General features: G+C 52.4%; 26 protein-coding genes. 11 read left to right on the forward strand and 15 right to left on the reverse strand.

The features are described from left to right. The first annotated feature begins 80 nt into the window (after nucleotides 1–80). Nucleotides 81–740, forward strand: coding sequence for a MurR/RpiR family transcriptional regulator (locus OGV67_RS15965; protein WP_012134352.1), 660 nt, complete (start codon nucleotides 81–83; stop codon nucleotides 738–740). Nucleotides 741–744: 4 nt separating this feature from the next. Here OGV67_RS15965 and OGV67_RS15970 read toward each other — a convergent pair whose 3' ends face one another. From OGV67_RS15970 to treR, 4 genes are all read right to left on the reverse strand, one after another. Further along, the gene (locus tag OGV67_RS15970) at nucleotides 745–1,491 is read right to left on the reverse strand and encodes an oligogalacturonate-specific porin KdgM family protein (RefSeq protein WP_047459367.1); all 747 of its coding nucleotides are present in this window, start codon (nucleotides 1,489–1,491) and stop codon (nucleotides 745–747) included. 197 nt (nucleotides 1,492–1,688) lie between these two features. Next, on the reverse strand, nucleotides 1,689–3,344 hold the full coding sequence (gene treC, locus OGV67_RS15975) for an alpha,alpha-phosphotrehalase (RefSeq protein ID WP_115615194.1): 1,656 nt from the start codon (nucleotides 3,342–3,344) through the stop codon (nucleotides 1,689–1,691). A 49-nt stretch (nucleotides 3,345–3,393) separates the two neighbouring features. Continuing rightward, the gene (gene treB / locus OGV67_RS15980; protein WP_024130770.1) at nucleotides 3,394–4,812 is read right to left on the reverse strand and encodes a PTS trehalose transporter subunit IIBC; all 1,419 of its coding nucleotides are present in this window, start codon (nucleotides 4,810–4,812) and stop codon (nucleotides 3,394–3,396) included. A 176-nt stretch (nucleotides 4,813–4,988) separates the two neighbouring features. Continuing rightward, nucleotides 4,989–5,936: a trehalose operon repressor TreR gene (gene treR, locus OGV67_RS15985; protein ID WP_012134348.1), complete on the reverse strand. Its 948-nt coding sequence runs from the start codon at nucleotides 5,934–5,936 to the stop codon at nucleotides 4,989–4,991. Between the two features lie 226 nt (nucleotides 5,937–6,162). On the opposite strand from treR, the gene mgtL reads away from it, so the two are divergent. The 4 genes from mgtL to OGV67_RS16000 all read left to right on the forward strand — a co-directional run bounded on the left by mgtL (nucleotide 6,163) and on the right by OGV67_RS16000 (nucleotide 11,368). Beyond that, on the forward strand, nucleotides 6,163–6,216 hold the full coding sequence (gene mgtL / locus OGV67_RS22115; protein WP_223849130.1) for a mgtA regulatory leader peptide MgtL: 54 nt from the start codon (nucleotides 6,163–6,165) through the stop codon (nucleotides 6,214–6,216). 143 nt (nucleotides 6,217–6,359) lie between these two features. Continuing rightward, nucleotides 6,360–9,068: a magnesium-translocating P-type ATPase gene (gene mgtA, locus OGV67_RS15990; protein WP_115615363.1), complete on the forward strand. Its 2,709-nt coding sequence runs from the start codon at nucleotides 6,360–6,362 to the stop codon at nucleotides 9,066–9,068. A gap of 473 nt (nucleotides 9,069–9,541) precedes the next feature. After that, nucleotides 9,542–10,051, forward strand: coding sequence for a TRAP transporter small permease (locus tag OGV67_RS15995; RefSeq protein WP_012134344.1), 510 nt, complete (start codon nucleotides 9,542–9,544; stop codon nucleotides 10,049–10,051). A 30-nt stretch (nucleotides 10,052–10,081) separates the two neighbouring features. Further along, the gene (locus tag OGV67_RS16000; RefSeq protein ID WP_047459361.1) at nucleotides 10,082–11,368 is read left to right on the forward strand and encodes a TRAP transporter large permease; all 1,287 of its coding nucleotides are present in this window, start codon (nucleotides 10,082–10,084) and stop codon (nucleotides 11,366–11,368) included. A gap of 185 nt (nucleotides 11,369–11,553) precedes the next feature. Here the strand turns inward: OGV67_RS16000 and ridA are convergent, their stop codons facing one another. From ridA to pyrL, 4 genes are all read right to left on the reverse strand, one after another. Then, entirely contained in the window at nucleotides 11,554–11,940 is a 387-nt protein-coding gene (gene ridA / locus OGV67_RS16005; protein WP_012134342.1) for a 2-iminobutanoate/2-iminopropanoate deaminase, read from the reverse strand. 74 nt (nucleotides 11,941–12,014) lie between these two features. Continuing rightward, nucleotides 12,015–12,476 (reverse strand): aspartate carbamoyltransferase regulatory subunit, encoded by a 462-nt coding sequence (gene pyrI, locus OGV67_RS16010; RefSeq protein WP_012134341.1) that lies wholly within the window; start codon nucleotides 12,474–12,476, stop codon nucleotides 12,015–12,017. Nucleotides 12,477–12,487: 11 nt separating this feature from the next. Next, the gene (gene pyrB / locus OGV67_RS16015; protein WP_110494747.1) at nucleotides 12,488–13,423 is read right to left on the reverse strand and encodes an aspartate carbamoyltransferase; all 936 of its coding nucleotides are present in this window, start codon (nucleotides 13,421–13,423) and stop codon (nucleotides 12,488–12,490) included. 2 nt (nucleotides 13,424–13,425) lie between these two features. Continuing rightward, the gene (pyrL, locus tag OGV67_RS16020; RefSeq protein WP_024130768.1) at nucleotides 13,426–13,560 is read right to left on the reverse strand and encodes a pyr operon leader peptide; all 135 of its coding nucleotides are present in this window, start codon (nucleotides 13,558–13,560) and stop codon (nucleotides 13,426–13,428) included. On the opposite strand from pyrL, the gene OGV67_RS16025 reads away from it, so the two are divergent. Continuing rightward, entirely contained in the window at nucleotides 13,540–13,659 is a 120-nt protein-coding gene (locus tag OGV67_RS16025; RefSeq protein WP_077956855.1) for a hypothetical protein, read from the forward strand. The genes pyrL and OGV67_RS16025 overlap by 21 nt on opposite strands. Here OGV67_RS16025 and OGV67_RS16030 read toward each other — a convergent pair. The 5 genes from OGV67_RS16030 to arcA all read right to left on the reverse strand — a co-directional run bounded on the left by OGV67_RS16030 (nucleotide 13,650) and on the right by arcA (nucleotide 19,107). Continuing rightward, the gene (locus OGV67_RS16030) at nucleotides 13,650–14,138 is read right to left on the reverse strand and encodes an arginine repressor (protein WP_024130767.1); all 489 of its coding nucleotides are present in this window, start codon (nucleotides 14,136–14,138) and stop codon (nucleotides 13,650–13,652) included. The genes OGV67_RS16025 and OGV67_RS16030 overlap by 10 nt on opposite strands. 227 nt (nucleotides 14,139–14,365) lie before the next feature. Continuing rightward, a complete protein-coding gene (locus OGV67_RS16035) occupies nucleotides 14,366–15,769 on the reverse strand; it encodes a YfcC family protein (RefSeq protein ID WP_024130766.1) in 1,404 nt (467 codons plus the stop codon). 57 nt (nucleotides 15,770–15,826) lie between these two features. After that, entirely contained in the window at nucleotides 15,827–16,831 is a 1,005-nt protein-coding gene (gene argF, locus OGV67_RS16040) for an ornithine carbamoyltransferase (protein WP_110494746.1), read from the reverse strand. Nucleotides 16,832–16,943: 112 nt separating this feature from the next. Beyond that, a complete protein-coding gene (gene arcC, locus OGV67_RS16045; RefSeq protein WP_115615193.1) occupies nucleotides 16,944–17,876 on the reverse strand; it encodes a carbamate kinase in 933 nt (310 codons plus the stop codon). A 10-nt stretch (nucleotides 17,877–17,886) separates the two neighbouring features. Beyond that, entirely contained in the window at nucleotides 17,887–19,107 is a 1,221-nt protein-coding gene (gene arcA / locus OGV67_RS16050; RefSeq protein ID WP_115615192.1) for an arginine deiminase, read from the reverse strand. Nucleotides 19,108–19,783: 676 nt separating this feature from the next. On the opposite strand from arcA, the gene OGV67_RS16055 reads away from it, so the two are divergent. Beyond that, nucleotides 19,784–20,236 carry a YhcH/YjgK/YiaL family protein gene (locus tag OGV67_RS16055; protein ID WP_115615191.1) on the forward strand — a complete coding sequence of 151 codons (453 nt, stop codon included), beginning with the start codon at nucleotides 19,784–19,786 and terminating at the stop codon, nucleotides 20,234–20,236. Between the two features lie 80 nt (nucleotides 20,237–20,316). Here OGV67_RS16055 and argF (OGV67_RS16060) read toward each other — a convergent pair whose 3' ends face one another. Continuing rightward, nucleotides 20,317–21,321 (reverse strand): ornithine carbamoyltransferase, encoded by a 1,005-nt coding sequence (argF, locus tag OGV67_RS16060; RefSeq protein WP_012134329.1) that lies wholly within the window; start codon nucleotides 21,319–21,321, stop codon nucleotides 20,317–20,319. A 164-nt stretch (nucleotides 21,322–21,485) separates the two neighbouring features. Between argF (OGV67_RS16060) and rraB the strand changes: the two genes are divergently transcribed. Then, nucleotides 21,486–21,911 carry a ribonuclease E inhibitor RraB gene (gene rraB / locus OGV67_RS16065; RefSeq protein WP_047459344.1) on the forward strand — a complete coding sequence of 142 codons (426 nt, stop codon included), beginning with the start codon at nucleotides 21,486–21,488 and terminating at the stop codon, nucleotides 21,909–21,911. A gap of 65 nt (nucleotides 21,912–21,976) precedes the next feature. Here rraB and OGV67_RS16070 read toward each other — a convergent pair whose 3' ends face one another. Then, nucleotides 21,977–22,477: a GNAT family N-acetyltransferase gene (locus OGV67_RS16070; RefSeq protein ID WP_115615190.1), complete on the reverse strand. Its 501-nt coding sequence runs from the start codon at nucleotides 22,475–22,477 to the stop codon at nucleotides 21,977–21,979. Between the two features lie 207 nt (nucleotides 22,478–22,684). Between OGV67_RS16070 and OGV67_RS16075 the strand changes: the two genes are divergently transcribed. The 3 genes from OGV67_RS16075 to OGV67_RS16085 form a co-directional block, all read left to right on the forward strand. Next, on the forward strand, nucleotides 22,685–23,539 hold the full coding sequence (locus OGV67_RS16075) for a DUF3289 family protein (RefSeq protein WP_115615189.1): 855 nt from the start codon (nucleotides 22,685–22,687) through the stop codon (nucleotides 23,537–23,539). Continuing rightward, nucleotides 23,536–24,060, forward strand: a complete 525-nt coding sequence (locus OGV67_RS16080; RefSeq protein ID WP_115615188.1) for a DUF943 family protein — start codon at nucleotides 23,536–23,538, stop codon at nucleotides 24,058–24,060. Before OGV67_RS16075 ends, OGV67_RS16080 begins: the two co-directional genes overlap by 4 nt. 263 nt (nucleotides 24,061–24,323) lie before the next feature. Beyond that, nucleotides 24,324–24,513: DUF3289 family protein (locus tag OGV67_RS16085; RefSeq protein WP_286465748.1), on the forward strand; the 190-nt coding region annotated here is incomplete at its 3' end.

Raw genomic sequence — 24,513 nt, forward strand, 5'->3', positions numbered from 1 at the left:
ATAGAGTGTGATTCGCATTCCAGTGTTATAAATACGATATTGATAGAATATATTATATTCGTAGGTTAAGGGTGGGTTTTATGAATTCCTTTCAGGGTAGTGAAAGATTAATATTTGAGTATATTCAGTGTCATGCTCATGAAATATCGGGTATTTCAGCTAAGGTGATTGCGAGCGAAACATTCACCACTACAACATCCGTTAATCGGGTGTGTAAAAAAATGGGATACCGGAGCTATACCGAGCTACGGTATCAGTTTTCTCGCGACAGGTTAATAGCCGAACCCGTAAGATATGTTGTTGGTGATGAAAAAGAAGAGACCATTACACAACTGTGCAACATACTGGTTAATTCCAGCCATATCTTCTTATATGCGCGCGGCGCGTCATTGACCAGCCTGAATTATTTGTCGCGTTTTTTGTCGCTGGCGAGCTTGCCGCACCTCATTCTCAATGATGTTCATCAGCTGACGCGTGTCTCTAAAGGTACGCTGGTGTTGATCAGCAAATCGGGTGAAACGGCGTCGTTAGTCGAAATGGCGCGAAACGCGTTACGTAAGGGATTAAAAATCATTGCGATTACAAAACGAGAATCCACGTTAGCGACGATTTCAACATTATGCTGGCCTCTGGATATTGATATTGACGCAATCTCGTTATATCAACGAGAAGGCCAGCTGGAACTGCTGACGGTAGTAGACCGCATCGGATGTTATCTGCTGCAATACGATGCGGCATAGCGCGTTAAAGCTGTTTTACGATACCAAGACGTACGGCGTAATCATTTTCATGATGACCGTCGTCATTGATATAGGTTTTATCAAGAGAGACCAGCTCGACGTACGGCGTCCAGCCATCGTCCAGTTTGTAGTTGAATGCGAGGGTATGTTCCCAGTAAGTATCGTCGCCCGTCCCCTGATCGACGCCATCCTGATAGCGGAAACGGGGGTTATAAGACATGCCAAAGTTACCAATATTGTAGGCAAACCATATATCGAACTGATGAGATTCACGACGTGTATAACCGCTGCCGTCTAACTCTCTGTCGCTGTGCGCATCGTTCACCGTGTTGTAACGATAACGGGCAGAAAGGTTAAGGCCATTATCGAAGGATTTCCAGCCCTGAATAAAAGGGCGATAATGGGTATTACTGGACGTAAATACGGTGACCATCCCCGGTGCGACCGAGTAACCGTCACCTAAATCAAAGCGCCAGCGAGTTTCTATTTCCTGGGCCGCTTCGGTCACGCCTTTATCATCGGAACTGTAGCGATCGGTATCGCCAAAAAACGTATCGTTATGGTTTTGCGCAGCTTCAACGGAGAAATAAAAACCATTGTCGGCCTGGTGCATGACTTTAATTCTGGAATCATTAGCTTCTGAATTGGTATTATGACCAAAACGCAAATCAACAGAGGTATTACCGCACCATCCCTGGCTGCTAATGAGTAAAGCTGAAAGTAAACTTAACTTAATAAGAGGTTTATTCATGATATCCTGCCGGTTATATGATAAGTGTCAGTGGCAGGTCTATTTTTGTTTTATTCTTTAGCGCGTGTAAATTTTATGATGGTACATTCTAAGTATCACTATACGCGGCATTTTTTTACGCTGTCAGAAAGACGGAGAAAATATCTGTGGGCTGAATAATCCGGGATACAGACAGGTCTGTCCGTATCCCGTTGTGATTACTTTTGCAACCACCAGACGGCCTCAAACGGGCGTAACGTCATGGCGGCAGGGCGGGTGGCAACCTCGTCGTAGTTGTGCATCAGTGCCTGCCAGTTTCCTTCGTGATGCTCTGGCAACCAGGCCTGACAGGCGTTGCTCAGGTTGGCGACCACCAGTAGCCGCTGCCCCTGCCATTCGCGGCGATAGCACCATACATGCGGGCTGTCCGGTAGCAGATCCTGATAATTCCCCCAGGTTAAGACCGGCTCTGTTTTGCGCAAGGCAATCAGTCTTTGATAGGTGTAGAACACCGAGTCTTCATCATTTAGCGCCGCCGCCACGTTGATGTCCGCATAGTTATCGCAGAGGTTGATCCACGGCTCGCCTTGCGTAAACCCTGCATTCGCGCTGCTATCCCACTGCATGGGCGTGCGGCTGTTATCGCGGGATTTGCTGGCAAGAATAGCCAGTAAATCATTGGCTTCCCGGCCCTGGGCGCGCAGCCCGGCAAACATGTTGTGGCTTTCCACGTCACGGTAATCGGTGATGTGGGAGAAATGCGGGTTTGTCATGCCAATTTCTTCGCCCTGGTAGATATAGGGCGTACCCTGCATACCGTGCAGCACCATCGCCAGCATCTTCGCCGCCGGAACCCGCAGTTCGCCTTCGTCGCCAAAGCGCGACACGATACGCGGCTGATCGTGGTTACACCAGAACAGGGCATTCCAGGCAACGTTATGCATCCCCTGCTGCCAGTGGCGAAACAACGCTTTTAGCGCCACGTAATCCGGCTTTGCCAGCGTCCATTTCTCGCCGCCGGGATAATCGACTTTCAGATGATGGAAGTTAAAGGTCATCGACAGCTCGCTGCCATCGAGAGCGGCATACCGCTGACAGTTTTCCAGGGTGGTGGATGACATTTCGCCCACCGTCATCAGGTTACGCGGAGTAAAAACGTCACGGTTCATCTCGTGCAAGAACTCATGCGCGCGCGGCCCGTCGGTGTAAAAGCGGCGACCATCGCCGTCCAGATCGTTCGGGAAACGCTGATCTTTGGAGATGAGGTTCACGACATCCAGGCGCAGCCCGTCCACGCCGCGATCGGCCCAGAATTCACACACTTTTTTCAGCTCAGCGCGTACCGCCGGATTTTCCCAGTTCAGGTCGGCCTGCTCCGGGGCGAAAAGGTGCAGGTAATACTGTTCGCTCTGGGCATGCCAGCGCCAGGCGCTGCCGCCAAATTTGGAGCGCCAGTTATTGGGCGGCACATCCGGCGTACCGTCGCGCCAGATATAAAACTCCCGGTGCGGACTCTCTTTATTCAGCGCGTTATGGAACCAGGCATGCTGTGTGGAGGTGTGGTTAAACACCATATCCAGAATAATGCGGATGCCGCGCGCTTTGGCCTGCGCCGCCAGTTCGTCAAAATCATCCAGCGTGCCGTAGGCCGGGTCGATGGCGGTGTAGTTCGCGACGTCGTAGCCGTTATCAATCTGCGGTGAAACATAGAATGGCGTCAGCCAGATAGCATCCACCCCCAGTTTTTGCAGGTAATCAAGACGCTGCGTAACGCCGCGTAAATCGCCGGTTCCGCTGCCGGTCGTGTCCTGAAAACTTTTGGGATAGATCTGGTAAATAACGCCGTTTTGCCACCAGTGGGGAAGGGTATTCATGCTTGTAACCTACATATGCGATGGGGCGCAACTGCGCCCCGAAGAAGAATCAGACAATCTGCAACGTGCCCTGACGGTACTTACGCTGATAGATAACGGAAGTCAGCACGATTGGGATGACGACCGCGATCGCCATTGCCATGCTAAACACCTGCCAGTAGCTCGGCTGAATGGAAAGGATGCCCGGCAAGCCGCCGACGCCGATCCCGTTCGCCATGACGCCGTTCAGGCCGCATAACAACCCGGCGAGGCCAGAGCCGATCATGGCGCACAGCATCGGGAAGCGGTATTTCAGGTTGATGCCGTACATCGCCGGTTCGGTCACGCCGAGGTAGGCGGAGATGGCGGCCGGAACGGAAATTTCGCGTTCGTTGTGCTTACGGCTGGAGATAATAATGCCCACCACAGCGGAAGCCTGGGCGATATTCGACAGCGCAATCAACGGCCATACCGGCGTACCGCCCATGCTCTGAATCATCTGCATATCGATAGCCAGCGTAGTCTGATGTACGCCGGTAATGACCAACGGGGCGTACAGGAAGCCGAACAGCGCCGCGCCGACAGGGGCGAAACTCCCGGTCATCAGATGGCGCACCGCAAAGGCCACGCCATCGCCAATCATGCGACCAAACGGGCCGATAAAGGCGTGTGCGAGAAAGACCGCGAGGATCAACGAGCATACCGGCACCACCACCAGATAGAGGTAATCCGGCACGATACGCTTCATGCGCGTTTCAATAAAGCCGAGCGCCAGACCCGCCAGCAATGCCGGGATGACCTGCGCCTGATAGCCGACTTTCGCAATGCTGAACATGCCGAAGTCCCACACTTCAGGAGCCTGCTGGCCCAGCAGATAGGCGTTCATCAACTGCGGCGACACCAGCGTTACGCCGAGTACGATACCGAGGATCGGCGTGCCGCCCATTTTCTTCACCGCAGACCAGCAGATCCCGACCGGCAGGTAGAAGAAGATCGCTTCGCCGATCAGCCACAGGAAGTCGTAGATCGTTTTCAGCGCGGGATGCATCTGCGCCAGCGTCTGGCCGTTGCTCATCGGCAGATCGCCGATCACGTTGCGAAAACCTAAGATCAGACCGCCGCTGATCAGCGCAGGCAGCAGCGGGAAGAAGATCTCAGCGAAGTGGGAGATCAACTGCTCGTGCCATTTCATATTCTGCCGCGCGGCTTTTTTAGCCTGCTCTTTGTCGGCGTGCGCCTGACCGGTGGTCGCCAGCAGCGCGTTGTAGTAGTCGCCAACGTCAGTGCCAATCACCACCTGGAACTGCCCGGCGTTGGTGAAGCAGCCTTTAACCATCGGTAATTGTTCAATTTCTTTCGGTCTGGCATTTGCTGGCTGGTTCAGCACAAAGCGCAGGCGAGTAATGCAGTGGCTCACCGTGGCGATATTGTCTCGCCCGCCGACCAGTTCAATCAGCTGGTCTATATCAGCTTGTTTTACTTTGCTCATCATAAAGCCCCGTGGCAGATGAAATGTGTCCCTGTAAGCCGGATGATAAGACGCTTTAGCGTCGCCATCCGGCAGCTCTTACGTTGTTGGCGCAAGAGTATATCTTCGGTGAATATTAAAAAATGGGAACGTTCCCGAAACGCAGCGAAGATCACAAATTACCGTTCAGAAAAGAATCAGGAGAGGGTAGACGGAATGACGATCTGGCGGGGATCGCTGCGGCCGTTGATTTGCTCGATCAGCTGTAAGGCCGCTTGTTTCCCGGCTTCAGCGTAACCGGGATCAACCGTGATAATCTCCGGGTGGAGAAATTTCATCAGCGGCGTGTTCCCGACGCTCGCCAGTTGCAGAGAATCGATACGCTGTTCCTGCAAATATTTACTGGCGCCCAGCGCCAGCGTATCGGTCGCGCAGACCAGCGCGCTGGTGTCTGGCGTAATGACATCCGCTGCGTGCTCATAGCCTTGTTTCATTGCCAGGCCAGGCAGAGCGGCGACAGGGTGCAGTTTATTTTTTTTGCAGAAACTCAGATAGGCTTCGTGACGGCGCTTACCGGTCGTGACGTCGCTGTGAGGCACGCCGAGAAAGCTGATCGCCCGATGTCCCTGGTCATACAGACGCTGCATTAAGGTATGGATAGCGCCTTCGTCGTCATAGCACACCGACGCAAAACCGCTGGCATCCCTTGCCAGCAGCACCAGCGAGGCCTGCCAGGGCGCAAGCATCTCCTCGCAAATACCGGTAAAACCGAACAGCACCACGCCGTCAATGTTACGCCGTCTGAGCATCCCCAGGTGCTCTTCTACCAGTTCTGGCGAGAACTGACTCTCCATCATGATGGGATCGTAACCCTGCTCGTAAAACGCGGGCAGCATGGTCTGGACGGCGAGGTTTTCTGACAGGGAATCCAGACGGGTAACAATAATGGCGACCACTTTATCACTTTGCCCGCGCATGGCGCGTGCGGAACGGGAAGGGGAAAAACCATGTTGATTCATTACGGCTTCCACACGTTCACGAGTCCGTTCACTTACCCCGCTTTCGTTGTTGAGCACGCGGGAAACGGTGGATTTCCCTACGCCGCTTAAGCGGGCAATGTCTTTAATGGTCAGCCGATTCTGCATCCTGTTTTCCCGTGGTGCGCATCAAGTTGTGTCAAAAAGAGTAACTTTACTCAAGCCAGGGGCAATGGGTAAAGTCTGGTTTATACGCTTCATCCTTCAAGCTAAATGTTTTTGTGTATACGTTTGGTTTAATTACACGGCGGTATCATACCGCCATAATTGCCACAAACCTTATGGTTTTCTGCGTATAATGCGCGGCGCCAATCATTCACTTACCGGAGGCTGCATGGATCCCGAACCCACCCCTCTCCCGCGATGGAGAAATAGCCCTTTCCGGTAAGCCTGTTTTTCACTGTCTTACCGGATACGTAAGGCAGTGACGTTCCCGACGTCCCTGTTATCGCTTTAAATTATCGTCAGGTAAGGCTTTGCCGCGCCTGAGAGATGTTTCTGCGCCGCTTTTTCGGCGCGGAGGGACTGCTTATGCTGAAAAATATCACCCGCGAGCTGTTTGCCCGCCTTAACCGTCATTTACCTCATCGCCTGGTGCATCGCGACCCCTTGCCCAGTGCGCAGAGCGTTGCGAATACTCCGATTCCCCCGTCATTGAGCGATCGCTGCCTGAAAATGGCGGTGATGGAAGAAGCGGCGCTCTGGCGCGCATTCGATGCGCATCCTGAGGGGCTGAATGTCGCAGAGGTGGAGGATGCGCGCGAGAAATACGGTGAAAATCAGCTACCCACACAGAAGCCGACTCCGTGGTGGAGACACCTGTGGATCTGCTATCGCAACCCTTTCAATATTTTGCTGACTATTCTCGGCGTCATCTCCTATGCCACGGAAGATCTGTTTGCCGCAGGCGTTATTGCGCTGATGGTCGGGATTTCGACGCTGCTGAATTTTGTGCAGGAAGCGCGTTCGACCAAAGCGGCAGATGCGTTGAAGGCGATGGTCAGCAATACCGCTACGGTGCTGCGCGTTATCAATGAAAAAGGCGAGAACCGCTGGGTTGAGCTGCCCATCGACCAACTGGTGCCGGGCGATATTATCAAGCTGGCGGCGGGCGATATGATCCCGGCGGATTTACGCGTTATTCAGGCGCGCGATCTGTTTGTTGCGCAGGCTTCGCTCACGGGCGAATCTCTGCCGGTAGAAAAAGTGGCGACGACCCGCGACCCTAAGCAAAGCAATCCGCTGGAATGCGACACGCTGTGCTTTATGGGCACCAACGTGGTGAGCGGAACGGCGCAGGCGATCGTCATCGCGACGGGCGGCGAGACCTGGTTTGGTCAACTGGCGGGCCGCGTGAGCGAGCAGGAAAGCGAGCAAAACGCGTTTCAGAAAGGCATCAGCCGCGTCAGTATGCTGTTGATTCGCTTTATGCTGGTCATGGCGCCTATCGTGTTGATCATTAACGGCTATACCAAAGGCGACTGGTGGGAAGCGGCGCTGTTTGCGCTCTCGGTCGCGGTAGGGCTGACGCCGGAAATGCTGCCGATGATTGTCACCTCCACGCTGGCGCGCGGGGCGGTGAAACTGTCGAAGCAAAAAGTTATTGTTAAGCACCTGGACGCCATTCAGAACTTCGGCGCGATGGATATTCTCTGCACCGACAAAACCGGCACGCTGACTCAGGATAAAATTGTGCTGGGGAACCATACGGATGTCTCCGGCAAGCCCAGCGAACGCGTGCTGCATTCCGCCTGGCTGAACAGCCACTACCAGACCGGGTTGAAAAATCTGCTGGATACCGCAGTGCTGGAAGGCGTGGATGAAGAGTCTGCGCGTCAGCTCTCCGGGCGCTGGCAGAAAATCGATGAGATCCCGTTTGATTTTGAGCGTCGCCGGATGTCCGTAGTGGTGGCGGAAGAAGCCGATGTGCATCAACTGGTGTGCAAAGGCGCGTTGCAGGAGATCCTCAGCGTCTGCACCCAGGTGCGCCACAATGGCGACATTGTGCCGATGGATGACAATATGCTGCGCCGGGTGAAGCGCGTAACGGATACGCTGAATCGCCAGGGGCTGCGCGTGGTGGCCGTTGCCACGAAGTATCTGCCTGCGCGGGAAGGGGATTATCAACGCATTGATGAGTCTGACCTGATCCTCGAAGGCTACATTGCGTTTCTCGATCCGCCGAAAGAGACGACCGCTCCGGCGCTGAAGGCGCTGAAAGAGAGCGGCATCACCGTGAAGATCCTCACTGGCGACAGCGAACTGGTGGCGGCGAAAGTATGCCATGAAGTCGGGCTTGATGCGGGCGATGTGGTGACTGGCAGTGATATCGAAGGGCTGAGCGATGATGAACTGGCGGAACTTGCCGCGCGCACCACGCTGTTTGCCCGCCTGACGCCGATGCACAAAGAGCGCATCGTCACGCTGCTGAAACGCGAAGGGCATGTGGTTGGCTTTATGGGCGATGGCATCAATGATGCTCCGGCATTGCGTGCGGCGGATATCGGCATTTCCGTTGATGGCGCCGTGGATATTGCCCGCGAAGCTGCGGATATCATCCTGTTGGAAAAGAGCCTGATGGTGCTGGAAGAGGGCGTTATCGAAGGGCGTCGCACGTTCTCCAACATGCTGAAATACATCAAAATGACCGCGAGTTCTAACTTTGGTAACGTCTTTAGTGTGCTGGTGGCGAGCGCATTCTTGCCCTTCCTGCCAATGCTGCCGCTGCACTTACTGATTCAGAACCTGCTGTACGATGTATCCCAGGTGGCGATCCCGTTTGATAACGTGGATGACGAGCAGATCCAGAAGCCGCAACGCTGGAATCCCGCCGATCTGGGGCGTTTTATGATCTTCTTCGGGCCAATCAGTTCGATTTTCGACATCCTGACCTTCTGCCTGATGTGGTGGGTATTCCATGCGAATGTGCCGGAAGCGCAAACCCTGTTCCAGTCGGGTTGGTTTGTCGTCGGGCTGTTATCGCAAACATTGATTGTGCATATGATTCGCACGCGCCGCGTACCGTTTATTCAGAGCCGCGCCGCATGGCCGCTGATGCTGATGACGCTGGTGGTGATGGTGGTGGGTATCGCGCTGCCGTTCTCGCCGTTGGCGGGCTATCTGCAATTACAGGCGCTGCCGCTGAGCTACTTCCCGTGGCTGATCGCTATTCTCGCGGGTTATATGACATTGACACAATTAGTGAAAGGTTTTTATAGCCGTCGTTACGGCTGGCAATAATCCAGAATAATGGCTGCTGCGGCAGCCATTACGCTTTTCTATACTCCGTAAATATATCCTCACGAAAGTTCCTGTTTTATTTTTTTTGAAATACTAAAGAGTGTGACGGATCACAATTTTACTCCTCTTTCAGACATCTTTTTATCAGGAAAAAGACCTTCATTGCAAAAATGAAACAGCGTGCTAAAAATATTTCCATTCAGTCATATTTTATGAACATAATTATCGTAATACTTTCTTACATGCGTTGGCCTGCGCAGGCTACGCTGTAAAAGGTCATATATAACTGTAAGTTAAGCCCGGCACTCTTTTATCCTGTCAGTTAGCGCTATTCATGGCATTTTTTAAACTGCCAGCGAACCCTATAAAGATCGCCAGGATTTGATTAAACGGATTCAGGATATGAAGTAATACCTCTGGCGGGGTAAGGACTTTATCCGCCTGAACCTAAAGATTAATTCAAGGGGACGACCATGGGTGAATTTTATTCGTCGGTAATGGATTTGTTTTACCGAATCTCAATGTGGGTTGCCGGATTGGCGCTGTTGATTATGGTGGCCGTTATTCCCGTCGGGATATTTGCGCGCTATGTGATGAACAGCGCGCTGTCATGGCCGGAACCGGTCGCCATTCTTTGCATGGTGACATTCACCTTTGTTGGCGCCGCGGTGAGCTATCGCGCGGGTTCCCATATTGCCGTCAGCATGGTGACCGACCGCCTGAGCGAGGGCGCGCAGCGAATCTGTTTCATTGTGGCGGATCTGATGCTGATGGCCGTCAGCCTGTTTATCCTCTGGTACGGCTCCCTGCTGTGCTACGACCTGTGGGAACAGCCGGTGGCGGAATTTCCTCTGTTATCAGCGGGTGAGAACTACCTGCCGTTGCCTGTCGGTTCTGCCATCACGCTGCTTTTCATTATCGAGAAAATTTTCCGTGGTTCGCAGTATCAACGTCCTGTCGTCATGCTGGGCTCAACCCATTAATGCGCGACCCCATTTCATAAAGGAAAGCAGATGGATGCATTTATTCTCGTCTTTACGCTCGGCATTATGCTGGCGATTGGGGTGCCGGTAGCATACGCGGTGGGCATTAGCGCGATCATTGGCGCCTGGTATATCGACATTCCCCTGGAAGCGGTCATGATCCAGCTCACCAGCGGCGTGAACAAATTTTCGCTGCTGGCGATCCCATTTTTTATTCTGGCGGGGGCGATTATGGCGGAGGGCGGTATTGCGCGTCGCCTGGTGAACTTCGCCTACATCTTTGTCGGCTTTATACGCGGCGGGCTGTCGCTGGTGAACATTGTGGCGTCTACCTTTTTTGGCGCGATTTCCGGCTCGTCCGTCGCGGATACGGCGTCTATCGGCTCGGTGATGATCCCGGAGATGGATAAAAAAGGCTATCCGCGTGACTTCGCGGCGGCGGTCACCGCCAGCGGCTCCGTACAGGCGATCCTGACGCCGCCCAGCCACAACTCGGTGATTTATTCGCTGGCGACGGGCGGTACGGTGTCGATTGCCGCGCTGTTTATCGCCGGCATTCTGCCGGGGCTGCTGTTAAGTTTTACCCTGATGGTGATGTGCGTCGGTTTTGCCCATAAGCGCGGCTATCCGAAAGGCGAGCGGGTGCCGTTTCGCCAGGCGTTGAAGATTTTTGTCGATACGCTGTGGGGGCTGATGACGGTTGTCATCATCATGGGCGGGATTCTCTCTGGCATCTTCACCGCGACGGAATCGGCGGCGATCGCCTGTCTGTGGGCCTTCTTCGTCACTATGTTTATCTACCGCGACTACAAATGGTCTGAACTGCCGAAGCTGATGTACCGCACGGTAAAAACGGTCACCATTGTGATGATCCTGATCGGGTTCGCCGCCGCATTCGGCGCCATCATGACCTACATGCAGCTGCCGATGCGCATTACCGAGGCGTTCACCAGTATTTCAGATAACAAATACGTCATCCTGATGTGCATTAACATTATGCTGCTGCTGATCGGGACACTGATGGACATGGCGCCGCTGATCCTGATCCTGACGCCTGTTCTGCTGCCGGTCACTACGGCATTGGGTATTGATCCGGTGCATTTCGGCATGATCATGCTGGTGAATCTTGGGATCGGCCTGATTACGCCGCCGGTGGGATCGGTGCTGTTTGTTGCCAGTGCGGTGAGTAAGCAGAAAATAGAGCAGGTGGTGAAGGCGATGCTGCCGTTCTACGCGGTACTCTTCCTGGTGTTGATGTTAGTGACCTATATTCCGGCGATCTCGCTGTTCCTGCCGAAACTGTTTGGGGTGATGTGATAAATGCCCGGTGGCGCTGGCGCTTACCGGGCCTACAAACGGCACTTTCCGTAGGCCGGATAAGGCGAAGCCACCATCCGGCGCAATGCCCGGTGGCGCTGGCGCTTACCGGGCCTACAAACGACACTGCCGTAGGCCGGATAAGGCGGAGCCGCCATCCGGCGCAGACATATTTTTAAGGAGACTTAGCGGCGAACAGCGATCGCTTCGATCTCGATTTTTACGTCTTTCGGCAGACGCGCAACTTCAACGCATGAACGTGCCGGGAAGGTCGCATTATGCTCGGTGAAGAATGCTTCATAGGTCGCATTCACGGTCGCGAAGTCGTTCAGGTCTTTAACGAACACGGTTGTTTTCACGATGTCGCCCACTTTCAGGCCTGCGGCTTCGACGATAGCTTTTACGTTTTCCAGCGACTGGCGCGCCTGAGCGGACACGTCATCCGGTACGCTGCCGGTTTTTGGATCAACCGGGATCTGACCGGAAGTGATGATCATGCTGCCCAGGTCAACGCCCTGAACGTATGGGCCGATAGCTGCGGGTGCATTTTCCGTCGCGATAGTTTTGCTCATGATTTCTCCTGAATTACAGCGGTAAATTAGGTACAGGCCATTATAGGGAGCCGGATACCCATTACCAACCTCAATTAGTTGGCCAGCACCACATAATGCGAAAACTCTTTTTCGCAGTATTTACATTTGAGCGCAATGTCATCTGTGCGTTTTTTCACTGCAAAACTGGATGAAACCGGCTCAGCATGACTGATGCAGTTACTGTTCGGGCAGACCAGCACGTTGTCGATGCGATCCGGCAGGCTCGGGCGCGATTTGCCCACCACATCATAGTTGTCGATGCGGTTTACCGTTGCCTGCGGCGCGTACAGGGAGAGCTGGTTAACCTGTTCTTCGGTCAGGAAGGTGTTCTCGATTTTAATCAGGTCCTTACGCCCCATCTCGCCGGACGGCAGGTTAAGGCCGATGGTGATGCGCTGATCGGTCTCGGTCAGTTTGAACAGCGTCAGTAACTTAAAGCCAACCTGCGCGGGAATGTGGTCGATTACGGTGCCACGTTTGATCGCTTCAACCTGTAGTTTATTGTCGTGTGTCATCTCTTTTCCCCTTACAGTGCCAGATCGCTATTCAGAACCAGTGCCAGTAACGCCTGGCGAGCGAAAATACCGTTTCCTGCCTGCTGGAAGTACCAGGCGTGCGGCGTTTTATCTACGTCGGTGGTGATCTCATCAATACGCGGCAGCGGATGCAGAACCTTCATGTTTTCACGCGCGCCGTTCAGGTCGCTGGCGCGCAGGACAAACTGCGCTTTGACGTTGGCGTATTCGGACGGGTCCAGACGCTCTTTCTGCACGCGGGTCATATACAGAATATCCACTTCCGCCATCACCTCTTCGATGGCGCTGTGCAGACTCCAGGCAATGCCTTTCTCATCCAGCATATCCAGAATGTATTGCGGCATCGCCAGCGCGTCCGGCGCGATAAAGTAGAAGCGGTTGCCGTCAAACTTCGCCAGCGCCTGCGTCAGTGAGTGTACGGTTCGGCCATATTTCAGGTCGCCGACCATGGCGATGTTCAGATTGTCCAGGCGGCCCTGGGTTTCCTGAATGGTAAACAGATCCAGCAGCGTCTGGGTCGGATGCTGGTTTGCGCCGTCTCCGGCGTTCAGTACCGGCACGTTGCCGGAGAACTCGGTCGCCAGACGCGCTGCGCCTTCCTGTGGGTGACGCATCACAATCGCGTCAACATAAGTGCTGATAACGGAGATGGTATCCGCCAGCGTCTCGCCTTTTTTGCCCAGCGACGTGTTAGCGCTGTCGGAGAAGCCCACCACGCTGGCGCCGAGGCGGTGCATCGAGGTTTCAAACGACAGGCGGGTGCGTGTGGATGCCTCGAAGAAGCAGCTGGCGATCACTTTATGCTTCAGTAGCTCCGGCTGTGGATGGGCTTTTAATTTCGCCGCCGTCGCCAGGACCAGATTGAGGTCATCGCGGCTGAGGTCGTTTATGGAAATGATGTGTTTTTGGTATAGCGGGTTAGCCATGTTTATCTCCTGACGCCTGGGCAAAAAAAAAGCCCCTCAATGAGGGGCCTGGAATAGGTGAGCAACGGGAAGAAAAACGGCAGTCCAGCGTCTGTTTTCAGACGCGGTAAGACAGAATGTCGTACACACTGAACCATACTTCCTCCCGGCAAATTGTCCGCGATTATACTCAGCTATGTTATGGGATCAAGCGATTAATGCACATTTTATTCATCGCAAACGGTTCTCATGAATAAGAATTCATTTTTAATAAATAATTAATTTGCTTGTGAACAAGCCCGGTGCGCTGTACGACCCGTGGCGCGACCCAGACGATACTGCTGCCCGCGATCACACCTAAAATTTCCGGCAGGGCGTGATAATCCAGGATTCTGGCAACGGCGCGGCCATAACCGGCCACCGTGTGGATAAGGATAAATTCGCTATTGTGTTCCACGCTGACCACCATCTCGGATATCGATCGCGCAGCGTCAGGAGCGGGGCGCAATTGCGGATTTACGGAATAAATTTTTTGTCCCTTTGTATTTCTTATTTTTATGACGCCGAGCAGTTTCAACAGACGTGAAACGGTCGACTGGCTGATGCCTTCGAAGCCGTGGTTTTGCAGATCGCGACGTATTTCCTCCTGGGATAAGTAACTTTTTTCTGTAATCAGGCGCTGACATACCGCCAGTTGCTGCTGTTCTTTGGCGGAGCAATCATTGTATTCCTTCATATATGCACCTTGCTTTGTCATTGATATCAATGGACTAGCGAAATTCATCCTGTTTGTCACATTGATAACGAATCAACCGGTCGGTTTTGCAGGAAAGTGAGAAGCCAGTCAAAAAAGAAAGCGTATTGGCTGCGTTCGTTTGCCGGATGGCGGCGCTAAAGCGCCTTATCCGGCCTACAAAATACGTAACCTGTAGGCCGGATAAGCGAAGCGCCATCCGGCGGGAGTTACAGCATTGCGCCAACGCTCAAAACAGCCATATTCAGTAGCGTCAGGATCAGCAGCAGCGGCGCGACCCACTTCAGATACCGCACATACGGTACGCGCGCAATCGCCAGCCCTCCCATTACGACCGCCGACGTCGGCGTAATCAGGTTCACAATCCCGGACGCCGATTGATACGCCGTCACCACCAGATCCCGTTGCACATGGGCGAAGTCCGCTAACGGCGCCATGATCGGCATGGTCAACACCGCCAGACCAGAGGAAGAGGGCACCAGGAATGAGAGCAATACTTCCAGCCAGTAAGTGACATTGATAAAAATGGTGGTGGACAAGCCAGATACCAGATTTTCCGCGCTGTGCAAAATGGTATGCGTAATCATGCCATTATCCATCACCACCACAATGCCGCGTGCAATACCGATAATCAGCGCTACGCCAAGCAGATCCCGCGCGCCGTCGATAAACGTACTGGTGAACGCCTCTTCGCTCATCCGGGCGATAACGCCGACGATAATCGCGGACGCCAGGAAAACACCGGAAATTTCCGCCATCCACCAGCCGAGAACCGCGACGCCGTAAATCATCACGGCAAAGGCGGCGGCGAAAATCAGCAAGATCCATTTGCGGGTTGCGGTGAACTCCAGCAGCGTGCTGGAACGGTTGCCAAGAAAGTGAGCGCGGTTCTCCTCCATCTTATCCGCCACGATAGATAACTCCGGGTTGCTGCGCACTTTGCGGGCATAGCGCATCACCCAGACCACGCAAATAACATAGCCAACGACCAGCAGAATGATGCGTAACAGCATACCCTGAGTGAACGGGATTCCGGCAGCGTTGGCGGCAATCACCGTGGCAAAAGGGTTGATGGTCGAACCGAGTGTGCCAATACCTGCGCCGAGCAGCACGGTGGCGGCCGCGACCAGCGGATCGAATCGAGCGGCCATCATCACCGGAACCAGCAGCGTGTAGAAGGGGAGTGACTCTTCCGCCATCCCGTAAATCGTCCCGCCTGCGGCAAAGAGTCCCATAAGTATGGGGATCATCCACTCCTCTTTGCCGTTGAGCCGTACCGTGACGCGTTCAATACCCGCATCAATTGCACCGGTTTTGTTCACTACGCCGAGAAAGCCGCCGATGATTAGTACAAACAGCGCCACATCGATTGCGCCTGCGGTATAGGTTTCGTGGTTGTAGAGGCCGTCAATGGGGGCCAACAGTACGGCGGTAATCCCTTGCGGATGCGACTCGGCAGGAGCATAGGTGCCCGCGACCGGAACCTCTTTACCCAACGTGGGGTTCATCGCCATCTGGTATTTGCCCGCCGGGACAATCCAGGTCATCACAGCGACCAGTGCGATAAGAATAAACAGGATGGTATACGCGCTGGGAAATTTAAATTTGCCCATGGTGTTCTCTCCAGATAACACGGGCATGCGTCGTCAGGCGGCACATGCCCGGAGGGGTTAGTCGCCGAGCGTCGCCACCATGACCGCTTTAATGGTGTGCATACGGTTTTCCGCTTCGTCAAACACGATGGAGTGGGCTGACTCGAACACCTCTTCCGTCACCTCCAGTCCTTTCAGGCCATAGGCGGCCTCGATTTCGCGGCCCACTTTGGTGTGCTCGTTGTGGAAGGCGGGCAGGCAGTGCATAAACTTCACGTTGGGGTTGCCGGTGGCGTTGATGACCTGCTGGTTGATCTGGTATGGCTTCATCAGGCTGACGCGCTCCGCCCACGCCTCTTTTGGTTCGCCCATCGACACCCAGACATCGGTATAGAGGAAATCCACGTCATAAACGCCTTCCTCCACGTCCTCGGTTAGCGTAATGCGCGCGCCGGTGACGCTGGCGATGTCACGGCACTGCGTCACCAGTGCGTCGTCCGGCCAGAAGGATTTCGGCGCGACCAGGCGGATGTCCATCCCCATTTTTGCCGCGCCGACCATCAGCGAATTGCCCATGTTATTGCGGGCGTCGCCGAGGTAAGCGAAGCTGAGTTCAGGCAGCGTTTTGCCCGGCGCATGTTCCAGCATGGTCATCAGGTCAGCGAGGATCTGCGTAGGGTGAAATTCATCGGTCAGGCCGTTCCACACCGGTACGCCCGCGTACTGCCCCAGTTCTTCAACGATCTGCTGACCAAAACCGCGATACTCAATGCCGTCATACATCCGGCCCAGCACGCGGGCGGTATCTTTCATGGATTCTTTATGCCCAATCTGCGAGCCGCTTGGCCCGAGATAGGTCACCTGTGCGCCCTGATCGAATGCGCCGACCTCAAACGCGCAGCGGGTGCGGGTGGAGGTTTTTTCGAAAATTAGCGCGATGTTTTTACCGACCAGCGTTTGCTTCTCGCGCCCGGCTTTTTTTGCCGCTTTCAGCTCGATGGCCAGATCGATCAGGTACTGGATCTCCGTCGGAGTGAAGTCGAGTAGTTTAAGAAAGTTGCGATTTTTCAGTGAAGTAGCCATTACAGTGTCCTTGTTAAAATGAATTACCTGATGGCGCTGCGCTTATCAGGCCTACGGTTATGCGCGTGCTGTAGGCCGGATAAGGCACCGCCGCCATCCGGCAGAAATCGCCTTATGCGTCGTAATCGACGGTTTCGGGTCGAATCAGGGTGCCTTTGTCACCGCTGAGAATGGCCGGGCCGTCGGCCAGTGAACCGATGCCGGCAATCCCCTGGCAGTGGCTGACAAACTCGGCGCAGGCGGTGACTTTCGGCCCCATCGAACCGGCATCGAACTGCATTTCGCTGAGCAGTTCCGGCGTTACCTGAGCCAGCGGGCGTTGGGTTGGCTTGCCCCAGTCGAGGTACACCGCGTCGGCATCGGTCAGGATCAGCAGCGCGTCCGCGTGGATTTGACTGGCGAGCAGAGCGGCAGAGAGGTCTTTGTCGATCACCGCTTCAATGCCATGAAAACCATCGGCTTTTCCCACTACCGGCACGCCGCCGCCGCCGTTGCAGATCACGAGATGGTCGCGGGCGATCAGGGCGCGGATCGCGTCGCTCTCAACGATGCGTTTGGGCTGTGGCGAAGGCACTACTCGGCGAAACGCTTTTCCGTCGGCTTTGAAAATCCAGCCTTTTTCCGCCTGTAGCGCGTTGGCCTGGGCGCTGTCATAAACCGGGCCGATATATTTGGTTGGGTTGCGGAATGCCGGATCGTCGGCGTCCACCTCCACCTGAGTAAGCAGGACGCTGATTTCACGCTGCGGAAGCTGGTTTTTCAGCGACTGTTGCAGCATGTAGCCGATCATCCCCTGGCTTTCCGCGCCGAGAATATCGAGCGGGTAGGGGGTGACGCGGTCATAGGCGCTGTTCTGTAACGCCAGCAGGCCAACCTGCGGGCCGTTGCCGTGTACCAGCACCACGCGCCACTGTTGCGTCAGTTGGGCGATGGTTTTTGCCGCCAGATCGATGTTTTTGCGCTGGATATCCGCTTCCAGCGGTTCGCCGCGTTTGAGCAGCGCATTGCCGCCCAGTGCGACAACCAGAGTGGGTTTGTTGTCCATAATAGCTTCCTTAAATGCCGTCGCGTTCCAGCGGGCAGCTCATGCAGCGCGCGCCGCCGCGTCCGCGTCCCAGTTCATCGCCAGGAATGGGCAGAACGGTGATGCCCGCTTTGTCGTATTTTTCGTTGGTCCAGATGTTGCGCTCGTAGCCGACCACCACACCGGGGCGCAGGGTGAGAACGTTGTTGGCGTCATTCCACTGCTCACGTTCGGCTTCGAAGGCATCGCCGCCAGTGGTGATCAAACGCACCTGATCAATGCCGAGGGCTTTTTCGATGGCGTGTACCAGCGTGCTTTCCTGGGTGCGCTTCAGCCCGCCGCGCCCGTCCGGTGTTAAGGTCCAGCACTGGACGTCCGGGCGAACCACTTCCGGGTAGACGGAGAAGGTGTCGATGTCGATATGGGTCATGACGGTATCGAGGTGCATGCAGGAACGGTGTTTTGGCAACTCAACGGCGATGACGCGCTCGGCCTGGCGATGTTTAAACAGTGACTGGGCGAGGAACTCGATCCCCTGCGGGGTGGTACGTTCAGACATGCCAATTAGCACGGCGCCGCGACCAATAACCAGCACGTCCCCGCCTTCTAACGTGGCATGGTCGTAATTAATGTTTTCGTCGCCGAAATATTTAATAAATTCGCCATCTGCAAATTGTGGATGCCAGCGATAAATCGCCCGCAGATTATTGGTTTCACGCTGGCGCGCTGTTTTTGCCATTGGGTTGATCGACACGCCGTTATATATCCAGCATGAGGTATCGCGGGTAAATAAGTGATTGGGTAATGGCTTCATAATAAAGTCATTAATATCGTGTGTATCAACTACCATATTTTTAATCGAGGTGGGGATTTCGCCATATGTCAGCCCACCGCTTAAATGGCGCGCTAATTCCCGATGCGGCATATCCGCCAGCCAGGCGCGAATATCCGCCGCGAACGTCGGGCCCAGGCGATAGTCGGAGATTTGTGTTTCCAGCAGCCAGGTCTTGGCTTCGATAACATCCAGTGTTTGCGTCAGCAGGTCGGTTAGCAGCAACACCTCTATGCCTTGTTGGCGTAACGTATTTGCGAAAATATCGTGCTCTTCGCCTGCGCGTTCCACCGACAGAACGTCATCAAAAAGCAGCTCCTGGCAATTTGACGGCGTCAGTCTTTTCAGACTGAGATTAGGGCGGTGCAACATCACACTACGTAATTGACCGATTTCAGAACCGACATAATGTTTTTCCATCACGATACCTTTTACTCAATTTTCAGGAATAAAGAAGTGGTGGCTGCAAATAATTAAATTGTTTGCAGTCATTACTGTTCAGCTAATTTTCGGAAATCATCATAGATTCTAATTCGGTCTGATAATGTGATGTGTTTCACATCGGAAGGGATATTTAATTTTTCTTATTTAATATATGAGCGAGGTCAGAGAAATTGAAAAATAAATAGAGTAATAACTGAATTACTACGCAATAAAATGTCTTGTTATTCTTTCTTGTTAATTATTTGTAGATAATATAAATTTATTATTTAATTCTATCTTGTTGATTTTGTGATGTTTTATTTTTGTCTGTGCATAGGTATGCGGGAGGATTATTTTATTATTTTTACCTTAACGTAAATCATAAAATAACTATGGTGATAAATGCAGGTTATGCAGGGAAAAGGAAGTGTGATCAACAAGGTGTTTTTCTGATAAACCCTTTTATAACAGCATATTACGATTTTTACTGTAAAGTGGAGGGGGAAAGTTATGCAAAGGATATGCATAATCTTCGATGACGATTAACAGTCGGACAACATCTTCAGCGATAAACATGCGCTGACGCAAAACATCGTGAAATAGAAGTGGTATGGCAGCGGTTTTTTTCGTATAACCATAAAAATGAAACGTTGTTTTATTTAAGGAGTCTGTGATGATCGTTGGCAATATCCACAATCTGCAACCCTGGCTGCCGGACGTGCTGCGTCAGGCCATTGAACATATTAAAGCGCATGTGACGGATGAAACGGCAAAGGGCAAGCATGATATCGACGGCAATCGCCTGTTTTATCTGGTTTCGGAAGACATGACCGAGCCGTTTGAAAAGCGTCGTGCGGAGTATCACGCGCGCTATCTTGATATTCAGATCGTATTAAAGGGGCTGGAAGGAATGACCTTCAGCACCCAGCCTGCGGGCGCGCCAGAAACTGACTGGCTGGCGGATAAAGACATCGCGTTTTTGCCTGAAGGGGCAGAGGAGAAAACGGTGATCCTTAATGAAGGCGATTTTGTGGTCTTTTACCCGGGGGAAGTCCATAAGCCGCTGTGCGCCGTAGGGGCGCCAGCTCAGGTACGCAAAGCGGTCGTTAAGCTGCTGGTCGAGTAAGTTGCATTGCCGGGTGGCGACGCAAAACGTCTTACCCGGCCTACGGGAACACGATCTGTAGGCCGGGTAAGACGTAATCGTTATTTCGCCAGCGTTGCCACCATCACCGCTTTGATGGTGTGCATCCGGTTTTCCGCCTGGTCAAACACGATGCTGGCCGGAGATTCAAACACCGCATCGGTCACTTCCATCCCGCCGTGCAAACCGAACTCTTCGGCCATTTTCTTGCCAAGCGTGGTCTGATCATCGTGGAATGCGGGCAGGCAGTGCAGAAACTTCACCTGAGGATTACCGGTCTGCGCCATCATTGCGCTGTTTACCTGATACTGACGCAGCAGTGCGATACGCTCCGCCCATTTCTCTTTTGCTTCACCCATCGACACCCATACGTCGGTATAGATAAAGTCCGCGCCTTTCACGCCCGCTGCGATATCTTCAGTCAGCGTAATATCGCCGCCGTTCTTTTGCGCCAGCGCTTTGCACTCTGCGACCAGGCTTGCTTCCGGCCAGCAGGCCTGCGGAGCCACCAGACGTAAATCCAGCCCTGTCAGCGCGGCGGCTTCCAGCATGGAATTTCCCATGTTGTTACGCGCATCGCCAGCGTAAACCAGGGTCATCTCATTGAAGGCTTTGCCCGGCAGATGTTCCTGCATGGTCAGCAAATCCGCCAGCAGCTGCGTGGGGTGAAACTCGTTGGTCAACCCGTTCCACACGGGAACGCCTGCATATTCCGCCAGCGTTTCTACCACTTCCTGGCCGTGGCCGCGGTACTGAATACCGTCATACATGCGTCCCAGCACGCGGGCGGTGTCTTTAATTGACTCTTTATGCCCAATCTGGCTGCCGCTTGGCCCAAGGTACGTTACGCGAGCGCCCTGATCGTATGCGGCAACTTCGAAAGAGCATCGGGTGCGGGTCGAGTCTTTTTCGAAGATGAGCGCGATGTTTTTGCCGGTCAGTCTGGCGACTTCTACGCCGTTTTTCTTGTCGGCTTTCAGTTTGGCGGCGAGTTGCAGCAGAGCGGTGAGTTCAGCGGAGGTGAAATCGAGTAATTTCAAAAAATGTTTCTGATAAAACGTAGACATGGTTCCCTCACATGGCAAAGGCCATTTGTTGAATTAAAATTCAATTTATATGGATGATTATGCATTTGCAACCCCATTTAACAAATCTTTCCTGGAAAGGTGGAGGCAATGACAGCGGTGTGTGACAATAAGAGTATCGGCAGGACATTTATGAGGAACGAACCATGGCAAACCCGGAACTACTGGAAGAGCAGCGTGAAGAGACGCGTCTGATTATTGAAGAATTACTTGAAGATGGCAGCGATCCAGATGCGCTGTACACTATCGAGCATCACTTTTCCGCTGACGACTTCGAAACGCTGGAAAAAGCAGCCGTAGAAGCGTTCAAACTCGGTTATGAAGTGACCGAGCCAGAAGAGCTGGAAGTGGAAGAAGGCGATACGGTGATTTGCTGCGATATCCTCAGCGAATGTGCGCTGAATGCCGATCTGATTGATGCTCAGGTTGAACAACTGATGAACCTGGCTGAGAAATTTGACGTGGAATATGACGGCTGGGGTACGTACTTCGAAGATCCGAACGGCGAAGAGGGTGAAGACGGCGACGATGAAGATTACGTCGACGAAGACGATGACGGCGTACGCCACTAACTCAGAAGCAGAATGTTTGCATAAATTGCCGGATATGGCGTCGCCTTATCCGGCCTGTGGGTGACTTACAGCGTTTTCAGCATGCGGACTTCGCAGTCAACATGCCCGGTGCAGCCCAGCGGTTCGCTGATATGCTCAAATCCCAGATGTTCATACAGGCCAATCGCTTCGCGTAAGGATGCGGTGGTTTCCAGGTAGCAGCGTTTAAACCCCTGCTCACGCGCGTGCTCCAGCGCCATCAGCGCCAGTTTCTTCGCCAGCCCCTGGCCGCGCACCGTCGGCAAAAAGTACATTTTTTGCAGTTCGCAGATATCCGGTTCGCTACAGCCTAACGGCGCCACGCCGCCGCCGCCCACCACCTGACCGCTCTGCTCGACGACCCAATAGGCCGCGCCTGGCTGACTGTAAACCTGGAACAATTCATCCAGATTAGGATCGGCAACCGTATAACCTTTATCAGCGGTCAGGCCGTATTCAGCGGAAACCTGGCGGATGACGCGGGCGATAGCGGCGTTATCGTCAGCGGTAATACGGCGTAGCGTAAGGGGAAATAGCGTAGAACTCATTTTATTACTCAATCAAATGATAAATTATCATAGTTATATTTGATACCACCCTCTTTTCGAACATGCAAGACTGTTATTCTCTCTGAGAAAAATTTTTATCATTAACCTGCTGTTTTCGTTGCATTGCTCAAGTTTTATTATTTGAGTTTATCTTAATTTTTCTCCCGGAGTAAAACGCGATTATATTATTTATCTGGATGATGAATTATGAGTAATGATATGTATTTATTAATGTCTCTGCCCCGTGAGATATTTGCTACATCCCATCGTTTTGAAGATTATCATATTGATGATATGCAGTATGGCGATTTGGACGACTGGGATTTTGACACTCTGGGGTTGAAGGATATCTCTGCTCGGGTTGACCCGTTCAGGTGTTTGCAATTTGATATGATGACTACTTTTAATTCGCAGGCTTTGGATTTCGGCCATCAACAACCACAAGGCAGGCCGATTAGTCGCCAGCATTGTGCAGATATTCTGTTTGATGAGATGAAAGAACTGTCAGCACAATTCGCTAAAGGGTTATATTCTCCTATTATTGGGGAACTGATTGATCATTTCCATTACGGTAACGGGCAGCCATGGTTTGGAGAACTTCTAAATCGCGCGTATGCAGATGTCATTAGGGGAGCTGGAACAAATGATGTGTTGATGAAAGTCCAAAAGGCGATAAATGGTCGTTTATATTCGAAACGACAGGTGATCCTGGACTATAATTTTTTTATGGAACTCAAAACAGCGATAAAAAGAGACTCGAGGCTGCCAAAGTTCAACCGCTTTATCGACAGATTTAATGGTTTGGGGGTAAGCGTACATGATATTTATGCACAACAAATCAAACTGGTGCGTTTCCAGCGCTATGCCATGTCATGGGAGGGATTACTTTCTTTTAAAGGACAGGACCATTTTGGTCTGGGCAAAGAGGATATTACCAATATGTTATATAAAAACTTTCGCTTCTTCCGCATCTGGTTTTTTCTACAGCGTCATCGTGACTATGCGTACAGGCCGTTTCTGACAAACTTTAGTGCCCATGTTTGTATTGAGGGTAACGCATGAAGTCAAAACGCGAAGTCGTCATTGTTAGCCTGGTACTGCTGATATGTGGTTATCTGCTTTGGACTCAGCGACCGGTGACTATATTTCGGGCTGAAGTCGGACTCGAAGATGACCCTATGTATTTACATGGACTTTATACCAGCAGTAAACGAGGGTTTATTGACAAGGAGTGGTATGATATTGCGGTTGACCACCTGGCATTAACCGAATGGGGGCGGATTCACTGGTATTTGGACCACAAAGCTGAACTTAAGAGAAAATACCGTATACCAACGAGTACCTCATACAGTATTGCTTTTTTGGGTATTGGTAGCGGATTTATCGATATTGATAAGTCAGGCGATAGCGATCTGTATTGTTTCTCCCCAAAAAAAGATACAAAAGAAAATTGTATCGAAAAAAATATGCTCCTGGAGGTGGATTTCGATGCAGGAAGTTATGAGCGATTTTCTTTCGGTGACAGTGAGTATTACTGGATAACCATGCCGGACGGGAAGCTTGTTAGAATAAAAAGCGCATAAAATAAAACGCCGGAGAGTAACTCCGGCGCAGTGTAGAAGGGAATAGTGTGGAACTCATTTTGTTACTCAATCAAAGAAATTCATCATAGTTATATTTGATACCACCCTCTTTTCAATCATGCAAGACAGAGATAACGGCAGGGGAGAATTTTCATCATTAATTTTATTTTTATGTCGGATTGCTCAAATTTTATTTTTTGAAATTATCTTATTTTTTCTCTTGTAGTTAAACTTTATTATATTATTTGTCAGGATGATGAATTATGAGTAATGATATGTATTTATTAATGTCTCTGCTCCGTGAGATATTTGCTACATCCCATCGTTTTGAAGATTATCATATTGATGATATGCAGTATGGCGATTTGGACGCCTGGGATTTTGACACTCTGGGGTTGAAGGATATCTCTGCTCGGGTTGACCCGTTCAGGTGTTTGCAATTTGATATGATGA

Source organism: Citrobacter sp. CK188 (genome assembly GCF_030333525.1).
In the GTDB taxonomy this organism is placed as follows: domain Bacteria; phylum Pseudomonadota; class Gammaproteobacteria; order Enterobacterales; family Enterobacteriaceae; genus Citrobacter_B; species Citrobacter_B koseri.

What these genes read in the sequence shown, in the direction of transcription:
- OGV67_RS15965 (WP_012134352.1), top strand. Translation starts at nt 81, where the DNA reads ATGAATTCCTTTCAGGGTAGTGAAAGATTAATATTTGAGTATATTCAG.
- OGV67_RS15970 (WP_047459367.1), bottom strand. Translation starts at nt 1,491, where the DNA reads ATGAATAAACCTCTTATTAAGTTAAGTTTACTTTCAGCTTTACTCATT.
- treC (WP_115615194.1), bottom strand. Translation starts at nt 3,344, where the DNA reads ATGAATACCCTTCCCCACTGGTGGCAAAACGGCGTTATTTACCAGATC.
- treB (WP_024130770.1), bottom strand. Translation starts at nt 4,812, where the DNA reads ATGAGCAAAGTAAAACAAGCTGATATAGACCAGCTGATTGAACTGGTC.
- treR (WP_012134348.1), bottom strand. Translation starts at nt 5,936, where the DNA reads ATGCAGAATCGGCTGACCATTAAAGACATTGCCCGCTTAAGCGGCGTA.
- mgtA (WP_115615363.1), top strand. Translation starts at nt 6,360, where the DNA reads ATGCTGAAAAATATCACCCGCGAGCTGTTTGCCCGCCTTAACCGTCAT.
- OGV67_RS15995 (WP_012134344.1), top strand. Translation starts at nt 9,542, where the DNA reads ATGGGTGAATTTTATTCGTCGGTAATGGATTTGTTTTACCGAATCTCA.
- OGV67_RS16000 (WP_047459361.1), top strand. Translation starts at nt 10,082, where the DNA reads ATGGATGCATTTATTCTCGTCTTTACGCTCGGCATTATGCTGGCGATT.
- ridA (WP_012134342.1), bottom strand. Translation starts at nt 11,940, where the DNA reads ATGAGCAAAACTATCGCGACGGAAAATGCACCCGCAGCTATCGGCCCA.
- pyrI (WP_012134341.1), bottom strand. Translation starts at nt 12,476, where the DNA reads ATGACACACGACAATAAACTACAGGTTGAAGCGATCAAACGTGGCACC.
- pyrB (WP_110494747.1), bottom strand. Translation starts at nt 13,423, where the DNA reads ATGGCTAACCCGCTATACCAAAAACACATCATTTCCATAAACGACCTC.
- OGV67_RS16025 (WP_077956855.1), top strand. Translation starts at nt 13,540, where the DNA reads ATGTCGTACACACTGAACCATACTTCCTCCCGGCAAATTGTCCGCGAT.
- pyrL (WP_024130768.1), bottom strand. Translation starts at nt 13,560, where the DNA reads ATGGTTCAGTGTGTACGACATTCTGTCTTACCGCGTCTGAAAACAGAC.
- OGV67_RS16030 (WP_024130767.1), bottom strand. Translation starts at nt 14,138, where the DNA reads ATGAAGGAATACAATGATTGCTCCGCCAAAGAACAGCAGCAACTGGCG.
- OGV67_RS16035 (WP_024130766.1), bottom strand. Translation starts at nt 15,769, where the DNA reads ATGGGCAAATTTAAATTTCCCAGCGCGTATACCATCCTGTTTATTCTT.
- argF (WP_110494746.1), bottom strand. Translation starts at nt 16,831, where the DNA reads ATGGCTACTTCACTGAAAAATCGCAACTTTCTTAAACTACTCGACTTC.
- arcC (WP_115615193.1), bottom strand. Translation starts at nt 17,876, where the DNA reads ATGGACAACAAACCCACTCTGGTTGTCGCACTGGGCGGCAATGCGCTG.
- arcA (WP_115615192.1), bottom strand. Translation starts at nt 19,107, where the DNA reads ATGGAAAAACATTATGTCGGTTCTGAAATCGGTCAATTACGTAGTGTG.
- OGV67_RS16055 (WP_115615191.1), top strand. Translation starts at nt 19,784, where the DNA reads ATGATCGTTGGCAATATCCACAATCTGCAACCCTGGCTGCCGGACGTG.
- argF (WP_012134329.1), bottom strand. Translation starts at nt 21,321, where the DNA reads ATGTCTACGTTTTATCAGAAACATTTTTTGAAATTACTCGATTTCACC.
- rraB (WP_047459344.1), top strand. Translation starts at nt 21,486, where the DNA reads ATGGCAAACCCGGAACTACTGGAAGAGCAGCGTGAAGAGACGCGTCTG.
- OGV67_RS16070 (WP_115615190.1), bottom strand. Translation starts at nt 22,477, where the DNA reads ATGAGTTCTACGCTATTTCCCCTTACGCTACGCCGTATTACCGCTGAC.
- OGV67_RS16075 (WP_115615189.1), top strand. Translation starts at nt 22,685, where the DNA reads ATGAGTAATGATATGTATTTATTAATGTCTCTGCCCCGTGAGATATTT.
- OGV67_RS16080 (WP_115615188.1), top strand. Translation starts at nt 23,536, where the DNA reads ATGAAGTCAAAACGCGAAGTCGTCATTGTTAGCCTGGTACTGCTGATA.